Here is an 18,259-nt window from a genome sequence, read left to right as displayed (position 1 = left end):
AATCGTCCCGTGCGTGCGCAGTGCGTCCGCCAGACCCGGCAGCACGGGTTCGCCCCGGTCCACGAGGGTGCGTCCGCCGACCACCGTCGTCCAGGCGCGGGCCGGACCGCAGCGCAGCCACGCCTCCACCGGGTCGGTGAGCGCGCCCGCGAGCGCCACCTCGTGCAGGTCCCAGACGACCAGGTCGGCGCAGGCCCCCGGGCGCAGGTGACCGATCTCGTCCGCGCGGCCCAGGCAGCGGGCCGAGCCCCTGGTCGCGAGGTCCAGCGCGTCGCGTGCGGTCATCGCGCCGGGTCCGCCCCGGTAACGGCCGAGCAGCAGCGCTCCCCTGGTCTCCATCCAGAGCGAGGCGTGGTCGGTGGAGGCCGAGCCGTCGCAGCCGATACCGACCGGCATCCCGAGCTCGCGCATCTCCGCCACCCGCGCGGTCCCCCCGCCGATGAGCATGTTGGAGCTCGGACAGTGGGCCACGCCGACACCCGCGGCCGCGAGGCGACGCAGCTCGGCGTCGTTCGGGTAGATGCAGTGCGCGACCCAGGTACGGTCGCTCATCCAGCCGGTCTCCTCGAAGTACTCGACGGGCCGGCAGCCGTACGTCTCGAGGCAGTAGGTGTCCTCGTCGCGGTCCTCGGCGAGGTGGGTGTGCAGCCGGACGTCGTAGCGCTCCGCGAGCTCGGCGGTCGCCGTCATCAGCTCCTTGGTGACGGAGAACGGGGAGCAGGGAGCGAGGGCGACCCTGATGAGCGCGCCCGGCGAGGCGTCGTGGTGTGCCTTGATGAGTCGCTCACTGTCGGCGAGGACCTCCTCCTCGGTCTGGGTGACGCTCCGCGGCGGGAGCCCGCCGTCCTCCACCGAGCGGGTCATCGAACCCCGCGTCGCGTGGAAACGGAAGCCGATGTCCCGGGCGGCGCGGATCTCCGCGTCGACGAGGAGGGGACGCGGATGGACGTAGAGATGGTCCGAGGACGTCGTACAGCCACCCATGAGCAACTCGGCCATGCCGACGTACGCCGAGACGTAGGCGGCCTCCTCGTCGAGAGCGGCCCACAGGGGGTAGAGGGTGGTCAGCCAGTCGAAGAGGGAGCCGTTCACGGCGGGGGCGTAGGAGCGGGTGAGGTTCTGGTAGATGTGGTGGTGCGTGTTGACCAGGCCCGGGGTGACGAGGCGGCCGGCCGCCGAGAGGGTCGTCCGGGCCTCGGGTTCGGTGCCCGCGGAGCCGACGGCGGTGACCCGACCATTCACGACGGCCAGCCAGCCGCCGGCGATCTCCCGCTCGCCGTCCACGACCAGCAGTCCGGCGTCCTTGACCAGCAGATCCACGGCTGTCGACATGGCGTCATGGTAGCCAGCCGACACGGCAAAGGCCTGGCGAGTCGTCCGACCACGCACGTACGGTGTGATCATCCGGCACTGTCCCTTTCGCAAAGGCGGTCCTACATGGCCCTGTTCGACCTCCCCATCGACGAGCTGCGCGAGTACCGCAGCGAGTCCACCGAGCCCGAGGACTTCGACGCGTTCTGGTCCAAGACCCTTCAGGAGGCCCGCGAGTTCGACCTGAACGCCCGCTTCGACCTCGTCGACACGGGCCTGACCACGGTCAAGGTGTACGACGTGACGTTCGCCGGGTTCGGCGGCCACCCGGTCAAGGGCTGGTTCACGATCCCCGCCGAGGTCTCCTCCCCGGTGCCGGTGGTCGTGGAGTTCATCGGGTACGGCGGCGGGCGCGGTCTGCCGCACGAACATCTGCTGTGGGCGTCGACGGGCCGGGCCCACTTCGTGATGGACACCCGTGGTCAGGGCAGTGCCTGGGGCGGCGGTGGCGGCACCGCGGACCCGGTGGCCGGCGCGCCCGCGTATCCCGGGTTCATGACGCGGGGCATCGACGCGCCCGAGAACTACTACTACCGCCGGGTGTTCACGGACGCGGTGCGTGCGGTGGAGGCGGCCCGTTCGCACCCGCTGACCGACCCCGCGCGCACGGTCGTGCTCGGCGGCAGCCAGGGCGGAGGCATCTCGATCGCGGTCGGCGGCCTGGTCCCGGATCTGGCGGCGGTCGCCCCGGACGTGCCGTTCCTGTGCGACTTCCCGCGCGCGGCGACCGTGACGGACCGTCACCCGTACCGGGAGATCGGCCTCTACCTCAAGACGCACCGCGGCCGCTCCGAGGACGTCCTCGGCACCCTCGCCTACTTCGACGGCGTGCACTTCGCGAGCCGCGGCCGTGCGCCGGCGCTCTTCTCGGCGGCCCTGGAGGACCAGACCTGCCCGCCCTCCACCGTCTTCGCGGCCTTCAACGCCTGGGGCCACGACGACAAGGCCATCGAGGTCTACGACTTCAACGACCATGAGGGCGGCGGCCCCTACCAGGAGGCGACGAAGCTCGGCTGGCTGCGCAGTTACGCCTGAGTCCTGTCCGAAGTCCCGCCTGAACCTTCCCTCCAGTCCGACCAGTCGGTACGTTCGGGAGACCCGGATCGCAGTGTCGCGGTCCGGGCTTCCGGCGACGACGGAGGGCCCATGTCCGAGCACCAGCCACCTGTCCACGGCCACTGCGACGAGCGCTTCACGGCAGTGCGCACGGCGTTCGAGGAGAACTTCCAGGACCGTGCCGAGCTGGGCGCCGCGGTGAGCGTCATGGTCGGCGGCGAGACGGTCGTGGACCTGTGGGGCGGCTGGGCCGACGCGGCCCGCACCCGCCCCTGGGAGCGCGACACGCTGGTCAACGTGTGGTCGACGACGAAGGGCCCGACGGCCCTGTGCGCCCACATCCTCGCCGACCGGGGCCTGCTCGACTTCGACGCCCCAGTGGCCGCCTACTGGCCGGAGTTCGCCGCCGCGGGCAAGGAGAAGGTGCTGGTACGGCATCTGCTGTCGCACCGGGCCGGGCTGTCCGGGCTGCGCGAGCCCCACTCCCTCGCCGAGCTCTTCGACTGGGAGCTGACGACGGAGCGGCTCGCGGCGACGGAGCCCTGGTGGGAGCCGGGCACGGTCTCCGGGTATCACGCGTTCACGTACGGCTTCCTGGTCGGGGAGGTCGTCCGGCGGGTCTCGGGGCTGCTGCCGGGCGCCTTCCTGGAGCGGGAGGTGACGGGGCCGCTCGGCATCGACTTCACCATCGGGCTGCCGGAGAAGGAGGCCGGGCGGGCCGCCGAGCTGGTGCATCCGCCGGCCGCGTCGGCAAGCGAACAGGCCGCGATCTTCGCCCAGTTGGCGCCCGCGGCGATCGCCGCGCTGGCCAACCCCGGGGCGGGAGCCGCAGAGGCGAACACGCCCGAGTGGCGAGCCGCCGAGATCCCCGCCGCGAACGGCCACGGCACCGCCCGGGCCGTCACCGCGCTTTACGGGATCTTCGCGGGCCGCGGTGCCCACGGCGGCCACCGGGTCCTGTCCGCCGAGGCCGCCGAGCGGGTCCGCGAGAGCCAGGGCAGGTGCCGCGACCTGGTGCTGGGCGCGGGGCTCGACAGCGAGACGGAGCTCGGGCTCGGCCTGTGGCTCAGCGGACCGAACGGCTCGTACGGGCCGAATCCGCGGGCCTTCGGACATGACGGCTTCGGCGGATCGTGCGGTCTGGCCGATCCGGAGGCGGGGGTCTCACTGGGCTATGTGATGAACCGGATGGGTCCTCACATAGCCGACGATCCCCGGAAGATGGCGCTGATCGACGCCTTGTACAGCGCGCTGTGAGACAGCGCGCTGTGACAGCGGGACGTCCGCGAAGGTTCACGACGACCCGGACACGGCGGACCTCCGGACCGCCTGGACCGGACGCCTCGCCACGACCATCCGGACCCGTGGGCTGCCGTCCCGGCGCACACCGAACTCGGGCAGGGCGTGCAACTCCACCCGAAGGCCGGCCCGCTCCAGTTCCCGTCGTACGTCCCCGAGCCGGAAGGCCCGGTAGTACATGACGAACGGCGGCCGCCAGAGGGCGTTGCGCACCCGCATCGCGGCGTCGAAACCGAGGAGCATCCAGTAGGCGGGGGACGAGGGGCGGGGTGGGGCGACGACCGGGAAGGCGAACGTGCCGCCCGGCCGGAGCACCTCGCGGGCCTGGGCGAACAGGCCGGGCAGTTCGGCCGGCAGGAAATGACCGAAGGCCCCGAAGCTCACGACGAGGTCGAAGGAGGCGGGGGCGAACGGCAGGGCGCGCGCGTCACCCCGTACCCAGGACACGCGCGGCCGCCCGGACCGCGTCCGCTTCCGGGCCACGTCGAGCATCCCGGCACTGAAGTCGACCCCGGTCACGCTGTCCCGGCAGACCCGCGTCAGCACCCGGGCTCCGGCGCCGGTGCCGCAGCACAGATCGAGCCCGGCGTCGAAGGGGCCCATGCGGCGCAGCGCGGACGCGACCGCGTCCAGCACCGAGTCCGGCGTACGGAAGGGGGTGTGGTCGAACTTGGGGGCGAGCAGGTCGTAGCCGCGCTCGACGGACGACAGCGCCTGGACGGCGAGTTCTCGGAGGCTGGGGCCTTCTGGGCTGAACATCCGCGTCAGCTTAGGGGAGCGCGGCGTTTCAGAATGGCAAGAGCGCGCTCGCACCAGCGGATGATGTCCGTTTCGAGGGTGATTCCGCCCAGGAGCGTGAGGTAGGGGCCGATCCGCTCGGCCTCCGCGAGACCGCGCTCTTCGGTCCGGCCGTCCAGGAGCCGCTCCCGTACGCGCTCGTAGCGGGCGAGTTTTCCGCGCGCCCAGGACAGGCGCTCCTCGACCAGCGCCCTGGTGGCCTCGGGGTCGACGCCGTCCATGGCGTGGATCTTGATCAGGAACTCGTCGCGGAGGGCGGCCGGTCTGCGGGGCGGTTCGGCGGCGAACGCGCTCAGCTCGCGCCGGCCGGTCTCGGTGAGGGTGAACAGCCGCTTGTCGGGCCGGCGTTCCTGCAGCACCACGCGGGCCTCGATCAGCCCGTCCCCCGCCAGTCGTTCCAGCTCACGGTAGAGCTGCTGAGGTGTCGCGGGCCAGAAGTTCGCCAGCGAGACATCGAAGGCCTTGGACAGTTCGTAGCCCGAGGACTCGCCCTCCAGCAGGGCCGCCAGGACGGCGTACTTGAGCGACATATGGACCCGCTGGCAGCAGGTGATTAACCTACTCCACACCTACTCAACAAATTGACTTGAAGGTTCGATGCGAGCGTTCCGAGAAGCGGTCGAAGCGGGCGACCTCGACGCCGTCGAGGCCTTGCCGGCCGAGGACGTGGTCTTCACGAGCCCGGTGGTGTTCAAGCCGTACGAGGGCAAGGCCATCACGGCGGCGATCCTGGGCACTGTCGTCAAGGTCTTCGAGGACTTCCGCTATGTGAGCGAGCTGAGCAGCGAGGACGGCCGCGACCACGCGCTGGTGTTCGCGACCCGGGTCGGCGAACGGGCGCTGGACGGCTGCGACTTCATCCACCTCGACGAGAGCGGCCTGATCGACCGGCCGATGGTGATGGTCCGTCCGCTGTCGGGCGCGCAGGCCCTGGCGGCGGCCATGGGGGCGCGGTTCGATCAGATCGCGAAGGAGGCGGAGGCACGGGCCGCGTCCGCCTCCTGAGCGCAGGGGTTCTGAACTCGGGGGTTCCGCCCCCGCGACGGTCAGGGTGAGTGCACCCGTGCGGGTGGTGCCGACGGTGAGGGGGTCTCGAGCCCGTCGACCGTCAGCGCCTCGACCACTGGGCCTCGCTCGCGGGCAAGTTGGACGTCGTGCACGGCCTCGTCGACTACGTCCACCTCGGCTGCATCGAGACCCCGCTGATGGCCTCCGCGAACCCGGTCCTCGTGAGGGCGCACCTCGCGATGAAACCGGACGAGGTGGCGCCTCACGAACGCACTCGACCGCGCGTGACCGCGGCTTTCGGCAGGGGCTCCGCAGTACTGCTGCGCGGCGTGCGCAGCAGTACCGACGCGCAGGCGATGCCCGCCACCGCGAGCGCGACACACGCGGTGAACGCCGCCTGATGGCCCGCCGTCAGGGCGGCGAGTCGCTCGGTGCCGACGGTGTGCGAGACGCTCGCGGAGGTGACGACGGCGACCCCGAAGGCCCCGCCGATCTGGAACGCGGCCGTCTGGATGCCGGAGGCGACTCCCGAGTCCCGCTCGCCGACGCCGGTCAGGGCGGCGATGGACCCGGCGACCGCGCAGGCTCCGACGCCCGGCCCGAAGAGCAGCAGCGCGGGGAGCAGGTCGCGCAGGAAGCCGCCGTCCACCGGCACCCCGGCCAGCAGCAGCGCGGCGAGTGCGCACAGCGTCAGCCCGCCCACGGCGACCGGGCGGGCGCCGATCCGGGTGACCAGGGCCTGTCCGGCGTACGACCCGGCGACCGCGCCCAGCGGCATCACGACGTTGGCGAGGCCGAAGCGCAGCGGCGACCAGCCGAGGACGCCCTGGCCGTACTGGGACAGGGTGTACGACATCCCGAAGGCGGTGGCGCCGAGCAGGAACACGATCAGGTTGGCGCCGCTCACCGTCCTGGAACGCAGCAGGCGCAGGGGGACGAGCGGGGCCGCGGTCCGGGACTCGGTGCGCAGGAAGACGAGGGCGAGGACGACGGCGAGGGCCAGCAGGCCGGTCGTCCGCGGCGACAGCCATCCGGCGCGGGGTGCCTCGACGACGGCGTACACACAGGCGACCAGGGCGCCGGTGGCGGTGAGGGCGCCGATCGGGTCGAAGGCGCGGGTGCGCGCCTCGGTGCGGCTCTCGCGCAGCAGCAGCGGGCTCAGGACCAGCAGGGCCAGGGCGACGGGTGCATTGAGGAAGAAGACCCACTGCCAGCCGAGGACGTCGGTGAGGGGGCCGCCGATCAGCAGGGCGGCGGTGGCGCCGAAGCCGCCGCTGCCGGACCACAGGGCGAGGGCCTTGTTGCGCTCGGGGCCCTCCTCGAAGGTGTTCAGCAGGATCGACAGCGCGGTGGGCGCCATGACAGCGGCCGAGACGCCCTGCACGGCACGCGCGGCGACCAGCACAGCCGCCGTACCTGCGAACCCGCACAGCAGCGAGGAGAGCCCGAACAGCAGCGTGCCGGTCATGAAGACCCGGCGGCGGCCCAGCAGGTCCGCGACCCGGCCGCCGAGCAGCAGCAGTCCGCCGAAGCTGAGCAGGTAGGCACTCATCACCCATTGAGCGCCGCTCGCCGAGAACCCGAGGCCGTCGGCGATCGACGGCAGGGCCAGGACGACGATCTGCGCGTCCAGGATCACCATGAAGCCGGCGACACAGAGCAGACAAAGGGCGTACCAGCGGCGGGAGTCGGTGGCGCTCATGGAGACCTCCGGTGTCTCGGGGTTGCCTTCACCCCACCGACGAACGGCCGCTGAGCGGATCGACACTCCCCGAGACGTTTTTCGAGGAAGCGCCGCTCGGCGTCGTTCTCCACCAGCTCCAGGGCCCGCTCGTACGCCTGCGCCGCCTCGGTCGTACGGCCGCTGCGGCGCAGCAGGTCGGCGCGCGTGGCCGGAAGCAGGTGGTAGCCGCTCAGCTCACCCTCCTGCTCCAGTTCCGCGACCATGGCCAGTCCCGCGTCCGTGCCCCGCGCCATGCCGACGGCCACCGCACGGTTGAGGCGGACCACGGCCGAGGGCACGAGGCGGACCAGTTCGCCGTAGAGGGCGGCGATGTCGGCCCAGTCGGTGTCCTCGGCCGTGGCGGCGGTGGTGTGACAGGCGGCGATGGCGGCCTGGATCTGGTACGGCCCGGGACGGCCCCGGCGCAGCGCGGTCTCCAGCAGCGCGGCGCCCTCGTCGACCTCTGCGTGGTCCCACGCGGTGCGGTCCTGGGCCTCCAGCGTCACCAGTTCGCCGTCCGCGTCCACACGGGTCTCGCGACGGGCGTCGTGCAGGAGCAGCAGCGCGAGCAGACCGAGGGCCTCGGGTTCGTCGGGCATCAGCCGGGCCAGCACGCGGGCCAGCCGGATCGCCTCCGCGCACAGGTTCCGTCGTACGAGATCGGCCCCCGAGGTGGCCGCGTACCCCTCGTTGAACAGCAGATACAGCACGCCGAGCACGCCGGTCGTGCGCTCGGGCAGGAGATGGGCGGGCGGAACGCGGTAGGGGATGCCGGCGTTGCGGATCTTCTTCTTGGCGCGCAGCAGGCGCTGTGCCATCGTCGCCTCGGGGACGAGGAAGGCGCGGGCGATCTCCGGTGTGGTCAGGCCCGCGAGGGTGCGCAGGGTCAGGGCGACCCGGGCCTCGATGTGCAGCGCGGGATGGCAGCAGGTGAAGATCAGCCGCAGCCGGTCGTCCTGGACTCCGCTGTCGTCGTACGGCTCCTCGGGTGCCGTGAGCATCGCCGCCTCCCGTAGTTTCCGTGCCCCGACCGCCTCCCGGCGCAGTACGTCCATGGCCCGGTGGCGGGCGGTCGTGGTGAGCCAGGCGCCGGGGCGGCGCGGGACGCCGTCGCGCCGCCACCGGTCGAGGGCCTGGGCGAAGGCGTCCTGCGCGCACTCCTCGGCGAGGTCCCAGTCGCCGGTCACCCGGATCAGGGTGGCGACGACCTGGCCCCACTCCTCCTGGAAGGCGGCGGCGACCGCCTCTTCAGCCGTCACTCCCACACTGGCCGTACTTCCACCGAGCCGCCCCCGAGCGCCGCCGGATGCCGGGACGCCAGGGAGATCGCCTCGTCCAGGTCGGCGACCTCGATGATGTCGATGCCGGCGATGTACTCCTTGGACTCGATGAACGGCCCGTCGGTGAGCAGGACCTCGTCGCCCTGGACGCGCACGGTGGTGGCGTCGGAGGCGGGACGCAGACGGGCGCCGCCCTTGACGAGGTCGCGGCTGCGGACCTCCTCGATGTAGGAGGTGAAGCGGGGGTCTTCGGCGATCTCGGCGGGGCTCAGTTCCGCGCCGCCGACGGGGGTGCAGATCAGCAGGACGTACTTCATGACGTGGCCTCCGTGACGTGCTCGTGGACGATCAGCCAGCGCGGACCGACGTTGCGGTAGCCGGTGGTGACGCGCAACAGGTTTCCGTCGGTGCGGACGAGGGCGTGGCCGAACGCGATGCTCTCGTCGACGTGGACCCGGAACTCCAGCACCTCGCGGGCCACCGGCCCCAGCGCCTCCCAGGCCTTGCGGAGCGCCTCGACGCCCCTGCGGTGTCGGCCGTTCTCCACGACCTCCGCGTCCCGCGCGTAGCAGGCGACCGCCCGCTCGACGTCGCCCGCGCGCGCCGCGTCCGTCAGTTCGGTGTCGAGCCGGCGGATCTCCCCCTCGGCATCCTCGTCCTCCCAGAACGGGCGTACTTCCATCGCACCGATCGTGGCCACGGGGTGCTTCGCGGCCGCCTCGATCGCCTCCTCCAGGCTGTCGCACTCCAGGATGTCGAAGCCGGCGACGTACTCCTTGGTCTCCGCGAACGGCCCGTCGGTGCGCAGCACCTCACCGCCGCGCACCCGCACGGTGACCGCGTCGGCGGGCAGCGCGAGCCGGTGCCCGTGCTGCCGTACGCCACGGTCACCGAGTTCCTCGACCCAGGGTTCGACAGGGGCCATGCCCGAGGCGTCATTGGTGTCGTCGCCGCAGACGAGCAGCATGTACTTCATGGATCCTCCCGGTCCTCATGAGCTTCCTACACCCACCCGACGAACAGGACCGACCCGAATCGACACCCGACGCGCACGAAAAATGAGGGGCCGGAGATATGCCCTCTCATGTCGGCTGCCCCTGAGGGCGCTGCGGTGCATGACATCGCCATCGGGCGTTCGTACAGCTGGTATGCGGCGCGTCGCGGCCCGGTTCGCGGTTGGATGGTGCCATGACGTCCGACGAGCACGCGCGGCTGATGCGGGCCAACCAGGCCAACTGGGACGCCCGCACCCCCGTCCACCTCGCCAGCCGGTTCTACGGCCTCGACCAGGACCTCGACCCCGAGCGCTGGTTCGCCTCCTTCGAGTGGGAGGACCTCGGCGAGCTCACCGGCCGCGACGTACTCCACCTCCAGTGCCATCTCGGCACCGAGACTCTCGCCCTGGCCCGGCGTGGCGCCCGCGCGGTGGGGCTCGACTTCTCGGAGGCGTCGGTGGCGGCCGCGACCGGCGTCGCGGCGCGGGCGGGTGTGGCCGTCGAGTACGTGCAGGCGAACGTCTACGACGCCGTCGAGGCGTTGGGCGGGCGGCGCTTCGACGTCGTCTACACCGGCAAGGGCGCGCTGTGTTACCTCCCCGATCTCGAGCGATGGGCAGAAGTGATCGCCCGACTGCTGCGTCCGGGCGGCCTGTTGTACGTCGTCGAGTTCCATCCGCTGCTCAACTCGCTGGGCCCGAAGCCCGCACCGGGCGAGGGACCCGAGCTGCTGCTGCGCCACGACTACCTGGGCGGTGAGGGGCCCGTGCACCGGGACGCGACCCGCACCTACACCGACGGCCCGCCCGTCGAGGGGGCCACCGAGAGCTACGAGTGGATGCACGGAATAGGTGAGGTACTGGGCGCGTTGACGGGGGCGGGACTGAGTGTCCGGCGGCTCCGGGAGAGCGAGGAGCTGCCGTGGCCCCGCTGGCCTCACATGAACCGCACGCCGTCCGGCTGGTGGCGCCTTCCCGAGCCGCGGATCCCACTTCTCTACGGACTTCTGGCCCATCGCTGACAGTCGCGTGCTACTCTGCAAACAGCACTTGTGTACGCCCTGTTGTGGGCGCCGGTGCCAGTTCCTCCTCAGTTCGCCGGTCGGTGTACCGGCTTCTCCTCACCACCTCGTGATCAGTGGCCCTGCCCTACCCGAGGTGCTGTTTCCCGCCGCCGAAGGCGCTGTCCGCCTTCCCTCTCGCGGCTTCCCCCCTCCCTTGCGCATGTCCCATGCCTTCCGTCCTCGAAAGGACACACCACCATGACCACCACTCTCGAACACCCTCCAGTCCAGCAGCAGCCCCCGGTCCGGGCCGTCACCGGCGTCCTCGACATCGACGCGAGCGGGAAGGGCCACCTGCGCGCCGCCGGCCTGCTGCCCTCGCCCACCGACCTCCAGGTCTCCCCCGCGCTGATCCGCAGGTTCGGCCTGCGCAAGGGGGATCTCGTCGACGGGGTGCGCGGCACCCAGCGCGCCCTCACCGAGGTCGCCCGGGTCAACGGCGGCACACCCGGCACGAAGCGGCGGGCCTTCCACGACCTCACTCCGCTGCACCCGCGCGAGCGGATCCGCCTCGAACATCCGGCGTCCGGCCTGACCGGGCGGGTCGCGGACCTGATCGCACCCGTCGGCAAGGGCCAGCGCGGGCTGATCGTGGCCCCGCCCAAGACCGGCAAGACCGTACTGCTCCAGCAGATCGCGGCCGCCGTCGCCGGCAACCACCCCGAGTGCCGCCTGATGGTGGTGCTGCTCGACGAACGCCCCGAGGAAGTCACCGACATGCGGCGCTCCGTGCGCGGCGAGGTGTACGCCTCGACGTTCGACCGCACGCCCAAACAGCACATCGCGCTCGCCGAGCTGGTGATCGAACGGGCCAAGCGGCTCGTCGAGGCCGGCGAGGACGTCGTGATCCTGCTCGACTCCCTGACCCGGCTGTGCCGGGCGCACAACAACGCGGCCCCCGGCAACGGCCGCACCCTCAGCGGTGGCGTCGACGCGACCGCGCTGATCGGGCCGAAGAAGTTCTTCGGCGCCGCCCGGCTCGCCGAGGAGGGCGGTTCGCTCACCATCCTCGCCACCGCCCTGGTGGAGACCGGCTCGCGCGCCGACGACTTCTACTTCGAGGAGCTCAAGAGCACCGGCAACATGGAGCTCCGACTGGACCGCGAGCTCGCCTCCCGGCGTGTCTTCCCGGCCGTCGCCATCAACCCCTCCGGCACCCGCCGCGAGGAACTCCTGCTGCCTCCGGCCGAGTTGGCGACCGTGTACGGTCTGCGCCGGGCGCTGCAGAGCCGGGACGGCCAGGCCAACCTGGAGACCCTCCTGGAGCGCATCCGCGAGACGCCGGACAACGCGACCTTCCTGCGCCGGATCCAGCCGACGCTGCCCGCCGGATAGCCCGCGCCCTCGGCGACACGCCGGGGCGGTGTGCGGCATCCGGGTGTTCGCGCCCGCCCCACGGCCCGGCCAGCGCGATGCAGGGCCGGTCCGTTCCTAGCTTTGCGGTATGACTATCGGATTTCCCTCCCGGTTTGCGGTCTCGGCCTGCGCACTGTGCATGACGGGACTTCTGGTGTGCGCCCCCGCGACGGCGGCCGCGCACACGGGCTCCGACCCCGTCGCCCCCGGCGGGGCACCGGCCGCGGCCGCTTCGCCCGACCTGCTGTACCACTCCGGCACCCAGGTCCGGCCGCACCGGGGCGCGCCCCGGGTCCCGGACGTGTCCGCGCTGTCGTGGGTGGTGGCCGACGCCCACGGCGGGGAGGTCCTCGCGGCGCACGACGCCCACCGCAGGCTCCCGCCGGCCAGCACGCTCAAGACCCTGTTCGCCCTGACCGTCCTGCCGGTGCTGCCCGGCGGCCTCAGGCATACGGTCGGCGCGGAGGACCTCGCGGGCATCGGCCCCGGCAGCAGTCTCGTCGGGGTCGCCCAGGGCCGGACCTACCAAGTGGCCGACCTGTGGCGCGGGGTCTTCCTCAACTCCGGGAACGACGCCGTGCACGTCCTGGCCAGGCTCAGCGGCGGCTGGCGCACGACGGCCGCCCGGATGCAGGCCAAGGCGCGTGCCCTGGGCGCCCGTGACACCCACGTCCGCTCCCCCGACGGCTACGACACCCCGGGCCAGGTCTCCTCCGCGTACGACCTCGCGGTCTTCGGCCGGGCGGGGCTGCGCAACGCGGACTTCGCGCGGTACTGCGGCACGGCCGAGGCGAGGTTCCCCGGCCCGGGCGGATGGTCGTACGGGATCCGGAACACCAACCGGCTGCTGACCGGCGCCGACGGGGTGGAGCCCTACGACGGGCTGATCGGGATCAAGAACGGCTATACGAGTCATGCCGGCAACACGCTCGTCGCCGCCGCCCGTCGGGGCGGCCGGATGCTGGTCGTGACGGTGATGAACCCTCAGTCGGGCGGCGGCTTCGCGGTCTACGAGGAGGCGCGCCGGCTGCTCGACTGGGGGTTCGGCGCGGCGGGGCGGGTGGATCCGGTGGGCTCGCTGGACGCACTGCGGGCGAGACCGCGGCCGGGGCCCGACGCCGTGCCGGTCGCGGCGGCGGTCGCGGCACACGACGACGGGCCTGGCTGGCTGGAGACCTGGGCCATCCTCGGCGCCGCCGGACTCGGTGCGGGTTCCATGGCCGTGGCCCTGCGGTCCCGGATCGGGCGCGCGACTCGCGGCTGACCCACCGGAAGCCACAGCAGCAGGCCCAGGGTGATCCAGGTGTACGTGTTGCTGCCGAGGAAGCCGTCGATGCCCGACGCGTCGTCGAACCACAACCACACCACGCTCGTGCACAGCACCGCGTACAGGGCGCCCGCGATCCGCAGGTGCCCGGTACGCACGAGCACGGCGAAGGAGGGCAGCAGCCACACCAGGTGGTGCACCCAGGTGATGGGGCTCACCAGACACGCGGTCAGCCCGGTCAGCGCGAACGCGGCCGCCCAGTCCCCCACCACCACGGCACGCCGACCCCGTACCGCCCACACCGCGAGGGTCAGCACCACGGCCACCGCCCAGACCGTGCGGTCCGTTTCGCCGAGCCGCGCCAGGATGCCCTGCAGCGACTGGTTGGAGACATAGTCGAGGCGGCCCACCCTGGTCGTGTCCCACAGGGCGTCGGTCCAGTAGAAACGGGAGGCGTCCGGTGCCACGACGGACGCGAACCCCGTCGCCGCCAGGGCCACGACCGTGGCGACCGCCGCCGCGCGCCAGCGCCGGGCGACCAGAAGCAGGCCGATGAAGAGGGCCGGTGTGAGCTTCACCGCGGCGGCCAGACCGATCCCGACCCCGGCCCGGCGTTCCCGGCCCGTCGCGAGCAGCCACGCGTCGACCAGGACGAGCGCCAGCAGCAGGAGGTTGACCTGGCCGAAGCTGAAGGTGTCGCGCAGCGGTTCGAACAGCGCGAGCGCACAGGCGCCGAGAGCGCAGCCGTACCAGCCGTGCCGCCGCCAGGCCCGGCCGGTGAGGAGGAGCACGACCACGGCCAGGGCCGCCAGGTTGAGCAGCAGGCCCACCGCGATCGCGGTGCGCAGGTCGAACAGGGCCATCGGAAGCATGGCGACGGCCGCGAACGGCGGGTAGGTGAACCCGTACGCCGTCCCCGGCACCCGGTAGTCGTAGAGCCGTCCGCCGTGGTGGACCCAGGTGTCGACGGCTCCGTGATAGACGCGCAGGTCGAACCAGTCGCGCAGGAGCGGCACGGTCGCCGTGAAGGCGCCGACGGCCGCGACGGCGACGAGGACCAGCAGCAGTCGGCCACGATCCGTGGTCGGCGCCCTCAGGCCGTACGTCCTCATGCCGTACGTCCCGTCACCGGGGCCTGGGCCGTCTGGTGGGCCTGGACGAGCACGACCAGGGCGAGGACGCCTCCGGAGACGGCGAGGACGAGTTGCCCGGCGTCGGCCGGGCCGCCGTTCGGGAGGGTGGCGAGCGCGAGCACACCCGTCACGGCGGCCACCCGGTGCCGTACCGAGGCGCTGGGCGCGGCAGCCGCTATCAGGAACAGTCCCCACAGGGCGTACCAGGGGCGGATCGCCGGGCCGAGGGCGGCGACGGTGGCGAGGCTCAGGCCCAGAGCGTAGACGGGGCGTGGGCGAAGGCGCAGCCATATGCGGCCGATGACGGCGACGGCGATCACGACGCCAAGGGCATGCCAGGCCGGGACGGCCAGCGGGGCCAGATCGCTGCCGAGACGTTCCAGCAGGGCTCCGGTGGCGCGGCCGAGGAGGCTGGTGAGGGCCCAGTTCCCGGATGACACGGGGGTGTTGAGGGCGCCGATCCAGCCGTAGCCGGTGCCCGCGACGGTCGTAGCGGCGACCGTGGTGGCGGCTGCCGGGACGACGGCTGTCAGGACGGCCCTCGCCGGGTGGTCACCGGCCCGGATCCGCAGCACGACGATCGCCGCAAGTCCCAGCGCGGCGGGCGCCTTCACGAGCGCGGCGAGCGTCACGAGGACCACGCCGAGAACCGGCCACCGGCCAAGTGCGGAGACCAGGCCGAGGCCGAGCAGACCGAGCATGACGGCGTCGTTGTGGGCGCCCGCGACCAGGTGGAGCAGTACGAGCGGGTTGAGGGCGCCGAGCCAGAGCGCGGCCGCCGGATCCGCGCCGCTGTGGCGGGCCAGGCGCGGCAGGACCGCCGCCATGAGAGCCACGCCGAGCAGCGCGACGAGCCGCATCCCGAGCAGACCGGCCGGGAGTTCGCCGTGGGACGCCTTGGCCAGGGCGGAGGCCACGCCGAGAAACACGGGGCCGTACGGGGCGGCCGTGTTGCGCCACATCGGGGCGACCTCGTCCGCGAGGGGACCGCCGAGCAGGGCCGGGCCATGGCTGTAGACGTCCATGTGGGCGTCGGCCATGGCGCCTTGGGCGAGGTAGCTGTAGACGTCCCGGCTGAACAGGGGCGGGGCGAGCAGCAGCGGGAGGGACCAGATGACGAGGACGGCCATGAGCTCGCGCGTGCTGGGCCGCTTCTCAGCGCTGCGTACGAGGCGGCCGAGGAGGAGCCAGGCCGCGATCAGCAGGACGACGCCGAAGTAGGCACCGACCAGGCCGAGTGCCGCCTGGGGCGAGGCAGGGGTGAGGAGTTCGCGGACGGGCAGAGCCCCTGAGGTCTCACCACCCGCGGCGAGGAAGGCGGTGCCGACCAGACCGAGGATCTGGCAGCGGCGGAGATCTACGGGAACCTTGGCCAACACATCGGCAGCGTGTCAGCTGCGGGTGGCTGGAAGGCGACGAGGTGACGACCGGGGTGTGACCGGTGCGTGGTCGGGTGCGGGACGCGTTTCTCAGAACACGGAGAGACCCGTCAACGTCGTGAACCTGTCCAGGGCCGCCACCCCCGCCACGGAGTTGCCGCGCTCGTCCAGGCCCGGGCTCCATACGCACAGGGTGCAGCGGCCGGGGACCACCGCGATGATGCCACCGCCCACACCACTCTTGCCGGGCAGGCCCACGCGGTAGGCGAAGTCACCCGCCGCGTCGTACGTGCCGCAGGTCAGCATGATGGCGTTGATCTGTTTGGCCTGGCTGAGGGTGAGAAGGCGGGTGCCGTCGGCGCGGATGCCGTGGCGGGCCAGGAAGGTGGTGGCCAGGGCGAGGTCGGCGCAGGACGCCCTGATCGAGCACTGGCGGAAGTACTGGTCGAGCAGCACCGGGATGTCGTTGTCGATGTTGTCGTACGCGGCCATGAAGTGGGCCAGGGCGGCGTTGCGGTCGCCATGGGCGGACTCGGAGGCGGCCACCTCCTCGTCGAAGTCCATGGCCGGGTTGCCGCTCTCCGCGCGCAGGAACGACAACAACTCGCCCGCCGCGTCTCCGGTACGGCTGTGGAGGCGGTCGGTGACGACGAGCGCGCCCGCGTTGATGAACGGGTTGCGCGGGATGCCGTTCTCGTACTCCAGCTGGATCAGGGAGTTGAAGGGGTTGCCGGAGGGCTCGCGGCCCACGTGCTCCCAGAGTTCGTCGCCCTCACGGGCCAGGTCGAGCGCGAGGGTGAAGACCTTGGTGATGGACTGCGTCGAGAACGGCTCGCGCCAGTCCCCGACGCCGTACACGGTGCCGTCCAGCTCCGCGACGGCCATGCCGAAGCTGCGCGGATCGCAGGCGGCGAGCGCCGGGATGTAGTCGGCGGCGCGGCCCCGGCCCGGGGTCCGTTCGATCTCCTCGGCGATGCGTTCCAGGACCGGCTGGAAGGCGAGCGACGACGTCGTGGTCATGATCACTATTGTGCCTCCGGGCCGGTCCTGGTGCGTGTCACGGTGGGTCGGCCGCCGTCAGGCCCGAGCGGAGCCGCTGCCCGCGAGGACTTCCGGCCGCAGCAGGTCGGCAAGTGTCTCGGCGGGCAACAGGCCCTTTTCCAGGACGAGTTCGGCCACTCCCCGGCCGCTGGCGAGGGCCTCCTTGGCGATGTCGGTGGCGGCCGTGTACCCGATGTGCGGGTTGAGGGCGGTGACCAGGCCGATGGAGTTCTCGACCGTACGGCGCAGCGCCTCGGTGTTGGCGGTGATGCCGTCCACGCAGCGTTCGGCGAGGGTGAGGCAGGCGGCGCGCAGGTGGGTGATGGACTCCGACAGGGAGTGCAGGATGATCGGCTCGAAGGCGTTGAGCTGGAGCTGTCCCGCCTCCGCGGCCATCGTGATGGTCACGTCGTTGCCGATCACCTCGAAGGCCACCTGGTTGACGACCTCCGGGATCACCGGGTTGACCTTCCCCGGCATGATCGACGAACCCGCCTGCACCGGCGGCAGGTTGATCTCACCCAGCCCCGCCCGCGGCCCCGACGACAGCAGCCGCAGGTCGTTGCAGCTCTTGGAGAGCTTGACCGCGACCCGCTTGAGCACACCGGACATCTGCACGAACGCACCGCAGTCCTGCGTCGCCTCCACCAGGTTGGCGGCCGTGACCAACGGCAGCCCGGTGATGGCGGCCAGGTGGCGCCGGGCCGACTCGGCGTACCCGACGGGAGCATTGAGCCCTGTCCCGATCGCCGTGGCACCCAGGTTGATCTCGTGGATCAGCTCGACGGCCTCGTCAAGACGGGACCGGTCCTCGTCAATCATGACGGCATAGGCCGAGAACTCCTGCCCCAGCGTCATGGGCACCGCGTCCTGCAACTGTGTACGGCCCATCTTGAGCACGTCGCGGAACTCCACGGCCTTACGGGCGAACGCGTCCTGCAGTACGGCCATCGCCTCGAGCAGTCCACGTACCGCGAACACCGTCGCTATCTTGACGGCGGTCGGGTAGACGTCATTGGTCGACTGGCCCAGGTTGACGTCCTCGTTGGGGTGCAGGAAGGAGTACTCCCCCTTCTCGTGCCCCAGCAGCTCCAACGCCCGGTTGGCGACGACCTCGTTGGCGTTCATGTTGGTCGAGGTACCGGCCCCGCCCTGGATCACGTCGACCACGAACTGGTCGTGCAGCTTCCCGTCCCGGATCTCCCGGCAGGCCTCGACGATCGCGGCGGCCTTCCTGGGCTCCAGCAGCCCGAGTTCCTCATTGGCGAGAGCCGCTGCCTCCTTGACGGCGGCGAGCGCGTCGATGAGGTGCGGGTAGGCGGAGATCGGCGTACCGGTGATGGGGAAGTTCTCCGTGGCACGCAGGGTGTGGACACCCCAGTAGGCGTCTGCGGGAACATCACGATCGCCCAGCAGATCGTGCTCACGGCGGATGACGGCGGTCATGAGGGTACGGGTCCTTGTCTGAAGGGGGTCAGGTGAGTTTTTTC

16 protein-coding genes and 1 pseudogene are annotated in these 18,259 nt (G+C 71.8%); 6 read left to right on the top strand and 11 right to left on the bottom strand.

The window, feature by feature from the left end; genetic code table 11:
• On the bottom strand, positions 1-1,332 hold a 1,332-nt coding region (locus tag AQJ46_RS31230), incomplete at its 3' end, for an 8-oxoguanine deaminase (RefSeq protein WP_063803864.1).
• A gap of 105 nt (positions 1,333-1,437) precedes the next feature.
• Here AQJ46_RS31230 and AQJ46_RS31225 point away from each other — a divergent pair.
• Positions 1,438-2,406 (top strand): acetylxylan esterase, encoded by a 969-nt coding sequence (locus tag AQJ46_RS31225; protein ID WP_059208735.1) that lies wholly within the window; start codon positions 1,438-1,440, stop codon positions 2,404-2,406.
• 111 nt (positions 2,407-2,517) lie between these two features.
• Positions 2,518-3,684, top strand: a complete 1,167-nt coding sequence (locus tag AQJ46_RS31220) for a serine hydrolase domain-containing protein (protein ID WP_059208734.1) — start codon at positions 2,518-2,520, stop codon at positions 3,682-3,684.
• 36 nt (positions 3,685-3,720) lie between these two features.
• Here AQJ46_RS31220 and AQJ46_RS31215 read toward each other — a convergent pair whose 3' ends face one another.
• Together AQJ46_RS31215 and AQJ46_RS31210 are read right to left on the bottom strand one after the other, a co-directional pair.
• On the bottom strand, positions 3,721-4,485 hold the full coding sequence (locus AQJ46_RS31215) for a class I SAM-dependent methyltransferase (protein WP_059208733.1): 765 nt from the start codon (positions 4,483-4,485) through the stop codon (positions 3,721-3,723).
• A 5-nt stretch (positions 4,486-4,490) separates the two neighbouring features.
• The gene (locus AQJ46_RS31210) at positions 4,491-5,054 is read right to left on the bottom strand and encodes a PadR family transcriptional regulator (protein ID WP_059208732.1); all 564 of its coding nucleotides are present in this window, start codon (positions 5,052-5,054) and stop codon (positions 4,491-4,493) included.
• 67 nt (positions 5,055-5,121) lie between these two features.
• On the opposite strand from AQJ46_RS31210, the gene AQJ46_RS31205 reads away from it, so the two are divergent.
• Positions 5,122-5,529: a nuclear transport factor 2 family protein gene (locus tag AQJ46_RS31205; RefSeq protein ID WP_059208731.1), complete on the top strand. Its 408-nt coding sequence runs from the start codon at positions 5,122-5,124 to the stop codon at positions 5,527-5,529.
• 265 nt (positions 5,530-5,794) lie between these two features.
• Here AQJ46_RS31205 and AQJ46_RS31200 read toward each other — a convergent pair whose 3' ends face one another.
• Genes AQJ46_RS31200 through AQJ46_RS31185 form a run of 4 tightly spaced genes read right to left on the bottom strand, consistent with a single transcriptional unit; the run spans position 5,795 to position 9,511 of the window.
• Entirely contained in the window at positions 5,795-7,234 is a 1,440-nt protein-coding gene (locus AQJ46_RS31200) for an MFS transporter (RefSeq protein ID WP_059208730.1), read from the bottom strand.
• Positions 7,231-8,514, bottom strand: coding sequence for an RNA polymerase sigma factor (locus tag AQJ46_RS31195; RefSeq protein ID WP_059208729.1), 1,284 nt, complete (start codon positions 8,512-8,514; stop codon positions 7,231-7,233). The genes AQJ46_RS31200 and AQJ46_RS31195 overlap by 4 nt, the downstream gene beginning before the upstream one ends.
• The gene (locus AQJ46_RS31190; RefSeq protein ID WP_057617697.1) at positions 8,511-8,852 is read right to left on the bottom strand and encodes a YciI family protein; all 342 of its coding nucleotides are present in this window, start codon (positions 8,850-8,852) and stop codon (positions 8,511-8,513) included. The genes AQJ46_RS31195 and AQJ46_RS31190 overlap by 4 nt, the downstream gene beginning before the upstream one ends.
• The gene (locus AQJ46_RS31185; RefSeq protein ID WP_059208728.1) at positions 8,849-9,511 is read right to left on the bottom strand and encodes a YciI family protein; all 663 of its coding nucleotides are present in this window, start codon (positions 9,509-9,511) and stop codon (positions 8,849-8,851) included. The genes AQJ46_RS31190 and AQJ46_RS31185 overlap by 4 nt, the downstream gene beginning before the upstream one ends.
• A 212-nt stretch (positions 9,512-9,723) precedes the next feature.
• Between AQJ46_RS31185 and AQJ46_RS31180 the strand changes: the two genes are divergently transcribed.
• From AQJ46_RS31180 to AQJ46_RS52660, 3 genes and pseudogenes are all read left to right on the top strand, one after another.
• Positions 9,724-10,551 carry a class I SAM-dependent methyltransferase gene (locus AQJ46_RS31180; RefSeq protein ID WP_059208727.1) on the top strand — a complete coding sequence of 276 codons (828 nt, stop codon included), beginning with the start codon at positions 9,724-9,726 and terminating at the stop codon, positions 10,549-10,551.
• Positions 10,552-10,791: 240 nt separating this feature from the next.
• Positions 10,792-11,928, top strand: a complete 1,137-nt coding sequence (rho, locus tag AQJ46_RS31175) for a transcription termination factor Rho (RefSeq protein ID WP_059208726.1) — start codon at positions 10,792-10,794, stop codon at positions 11,926-11,928.
• A 109-nt stretch (positions 11,929-12,037) separates the two neighbouring features.
• Positions 12,038-12,874, top strand: a pseudogene (locus tag AQJ46_RS52660) (D-alanyl-D-alanine carboxypeptidase family protein); the annotation flags it as partial.
• An 83-nt stretch (positions 12,875-12,957) separates the two neighbouring features.
• On the opposite strand, the gene AQJ46_RS57400 reads toward AQJ46_RS52660, so the two are convergent.
• From AQJ46_RS57400 to aspA, 4 genes are all read right to left on the bottom strand, one after another.
• Positions 12,958-14,313, bottom strand: a complete 1,356-nt coding sequence (locus AQJ46_RS57400; RefSeq protein WP_059208951.1) for a glycosyltransferase 87 family protein — start codon at positions 14,311-14,313, stop codon at positions 12,958-12,960.
• A gap of 11 nt (positions 14,314-14,324) precedes the next feature.
• On the bottom strand, positions 14,325-15,728 hold the full coding sequence (gene mptB / locus AQJ46_RS55595; protein WP_059208724.1) for a polyprenol phosphomannose-dependent alpha 1,6 mannosyltransferase MptB: 1,404 nt from the start codon (positions 15,726-15,728) through the stop codon (positions 14,325-14,327).
• A gap of 90 nt (positions 15,729-15,818) precedes the next feature.
• Positions 15,819-16,748: a glutaminase gene (locus AQJ46_RS31155; protein WP_059208950.1), complete on the bottom strand. Its 930-nt coding sequence runs from the start codon at positions 16,746-16,748 to the stop codon at positions 15,819-15,821.
• A 57-nt stretch (positions 16,749-16,805) separates the two neighbouring features.
• A complete protein-coding gene (aspA, locus tag AQJ46_RS31150) occupies positions 16,806-18,215 on the bottom strand; it encodes an aspartate ammonia-lyase (protein ID WP_059208723.1) in 1,410 nt (469 codons plus the stop codon).
• Positions 18,216-18,259: the final 44 nt, after the last annotated feature.

It is taken from the genome of Streptomyces canus (genome assembly GCF_001514145.1).
GTDB lineage: Bacteria > Actinomycetota > Actinomycetes > Streptomycetales > Streptomycetaceae > Streptomyces > Streptomyces canus.
This window is presented reverse-complemented; position numbering and strand designations above follow the sequence as displayed.

What these genes read in the sequence shown, in the direction of transcription:
- AQJ46_RS31225 (WP_059208735.1), top strand. Translation starts at nt 1,438, where the DNA reads ATGGCCCTGTTCGACCTCCCCATCGACGAGCTGCGCGAGTACCGCAGC.
- AQJ46_RS31220 (WP_059208734.1), top strand. Translation starts at nt 2,518, where the DNA reads ATGTCCGAGCACCAGCCACCTGTCCACGGCCACTGCGACGAGCGCTTC.
- AQJ46_RS31215 (WP_059208733.1), bottom strand. Translation starts at nt 4,485, where the DNA reads ATGTTCAGCCCAGAAGGCCCCAGCCTCCGAGAACTCGCCGTCCAGGCG.
- AQJ46_RS31210 (WP_059208732.1), bottom strand. Translation starts at nt 5,054, where the DNA reads ATGTCGCTCAAGTACGCCGTCCTGGCGGCCCTGCTGGAGGGCGAGTCC.
- AQJ46_RS31205 (WP_059208731.1), top strand. Translation starts at nt 5,122, where the DNA reads ATGCGAGCGTTCCGAGAAGCGGTCGAAGCGGGCGACCTCGACGCCGTC.
- AQJ46_RS31200 (WP_059208730.1), bottom strand. Translation starts at nt 7,234, where the DNA reads ATGAGCGCCACCGACTCCCGCCGCTGGTACGCCCTTTGTCTGCTCTGT.
- AQJ46_RS31190 (WP_057617697.1), bottom strand. Translation starts at nt 8,852, where the DNA reads ATGAAGTACGTCCTGCTGATCTGCACCCCCGTCGGCGGCGCGGAACTG.
- AQJ46_RS31185 (WP_059208728.1), bottom strand. Translation starts at nt 9,511, where the DNA reads ATGAAGTACATGCTGCTCGTCTGCGGCGACGACACCAATGACGCCTCG.
- AQJ46_RS31180 (WP_059208727.1), top strand. Translation starts at nt 9,724, where the DNA reads ATGACGTCCGACGAGCACGCGCGGCTGATGCGGGCCAACCAGGCCAAC.
- rho (WP_059208726.1), top strand. Translation starts at nt 10,792, where the DNA reads ATGACCACCACTCTCGAACACCCTCCAGTCCAGCAGCAGCCCCCGGTC.
- AQJ46_RS31155 (WP_059208950.1), bottom strand. Translation starts at nt 16,748, where the DNA reads ATGACCACGACGTCGTCGCTCGCCTTCCAGCCGGTCCTGGAACGCATC.
- aspA (WP_059208723.1), bottom strand. Translation starts at nt 18,215, where the DNA reads ATGACCGCCGTCATCCGCCGTGAGCACGATCTGCTGGGCGATCGTGAT.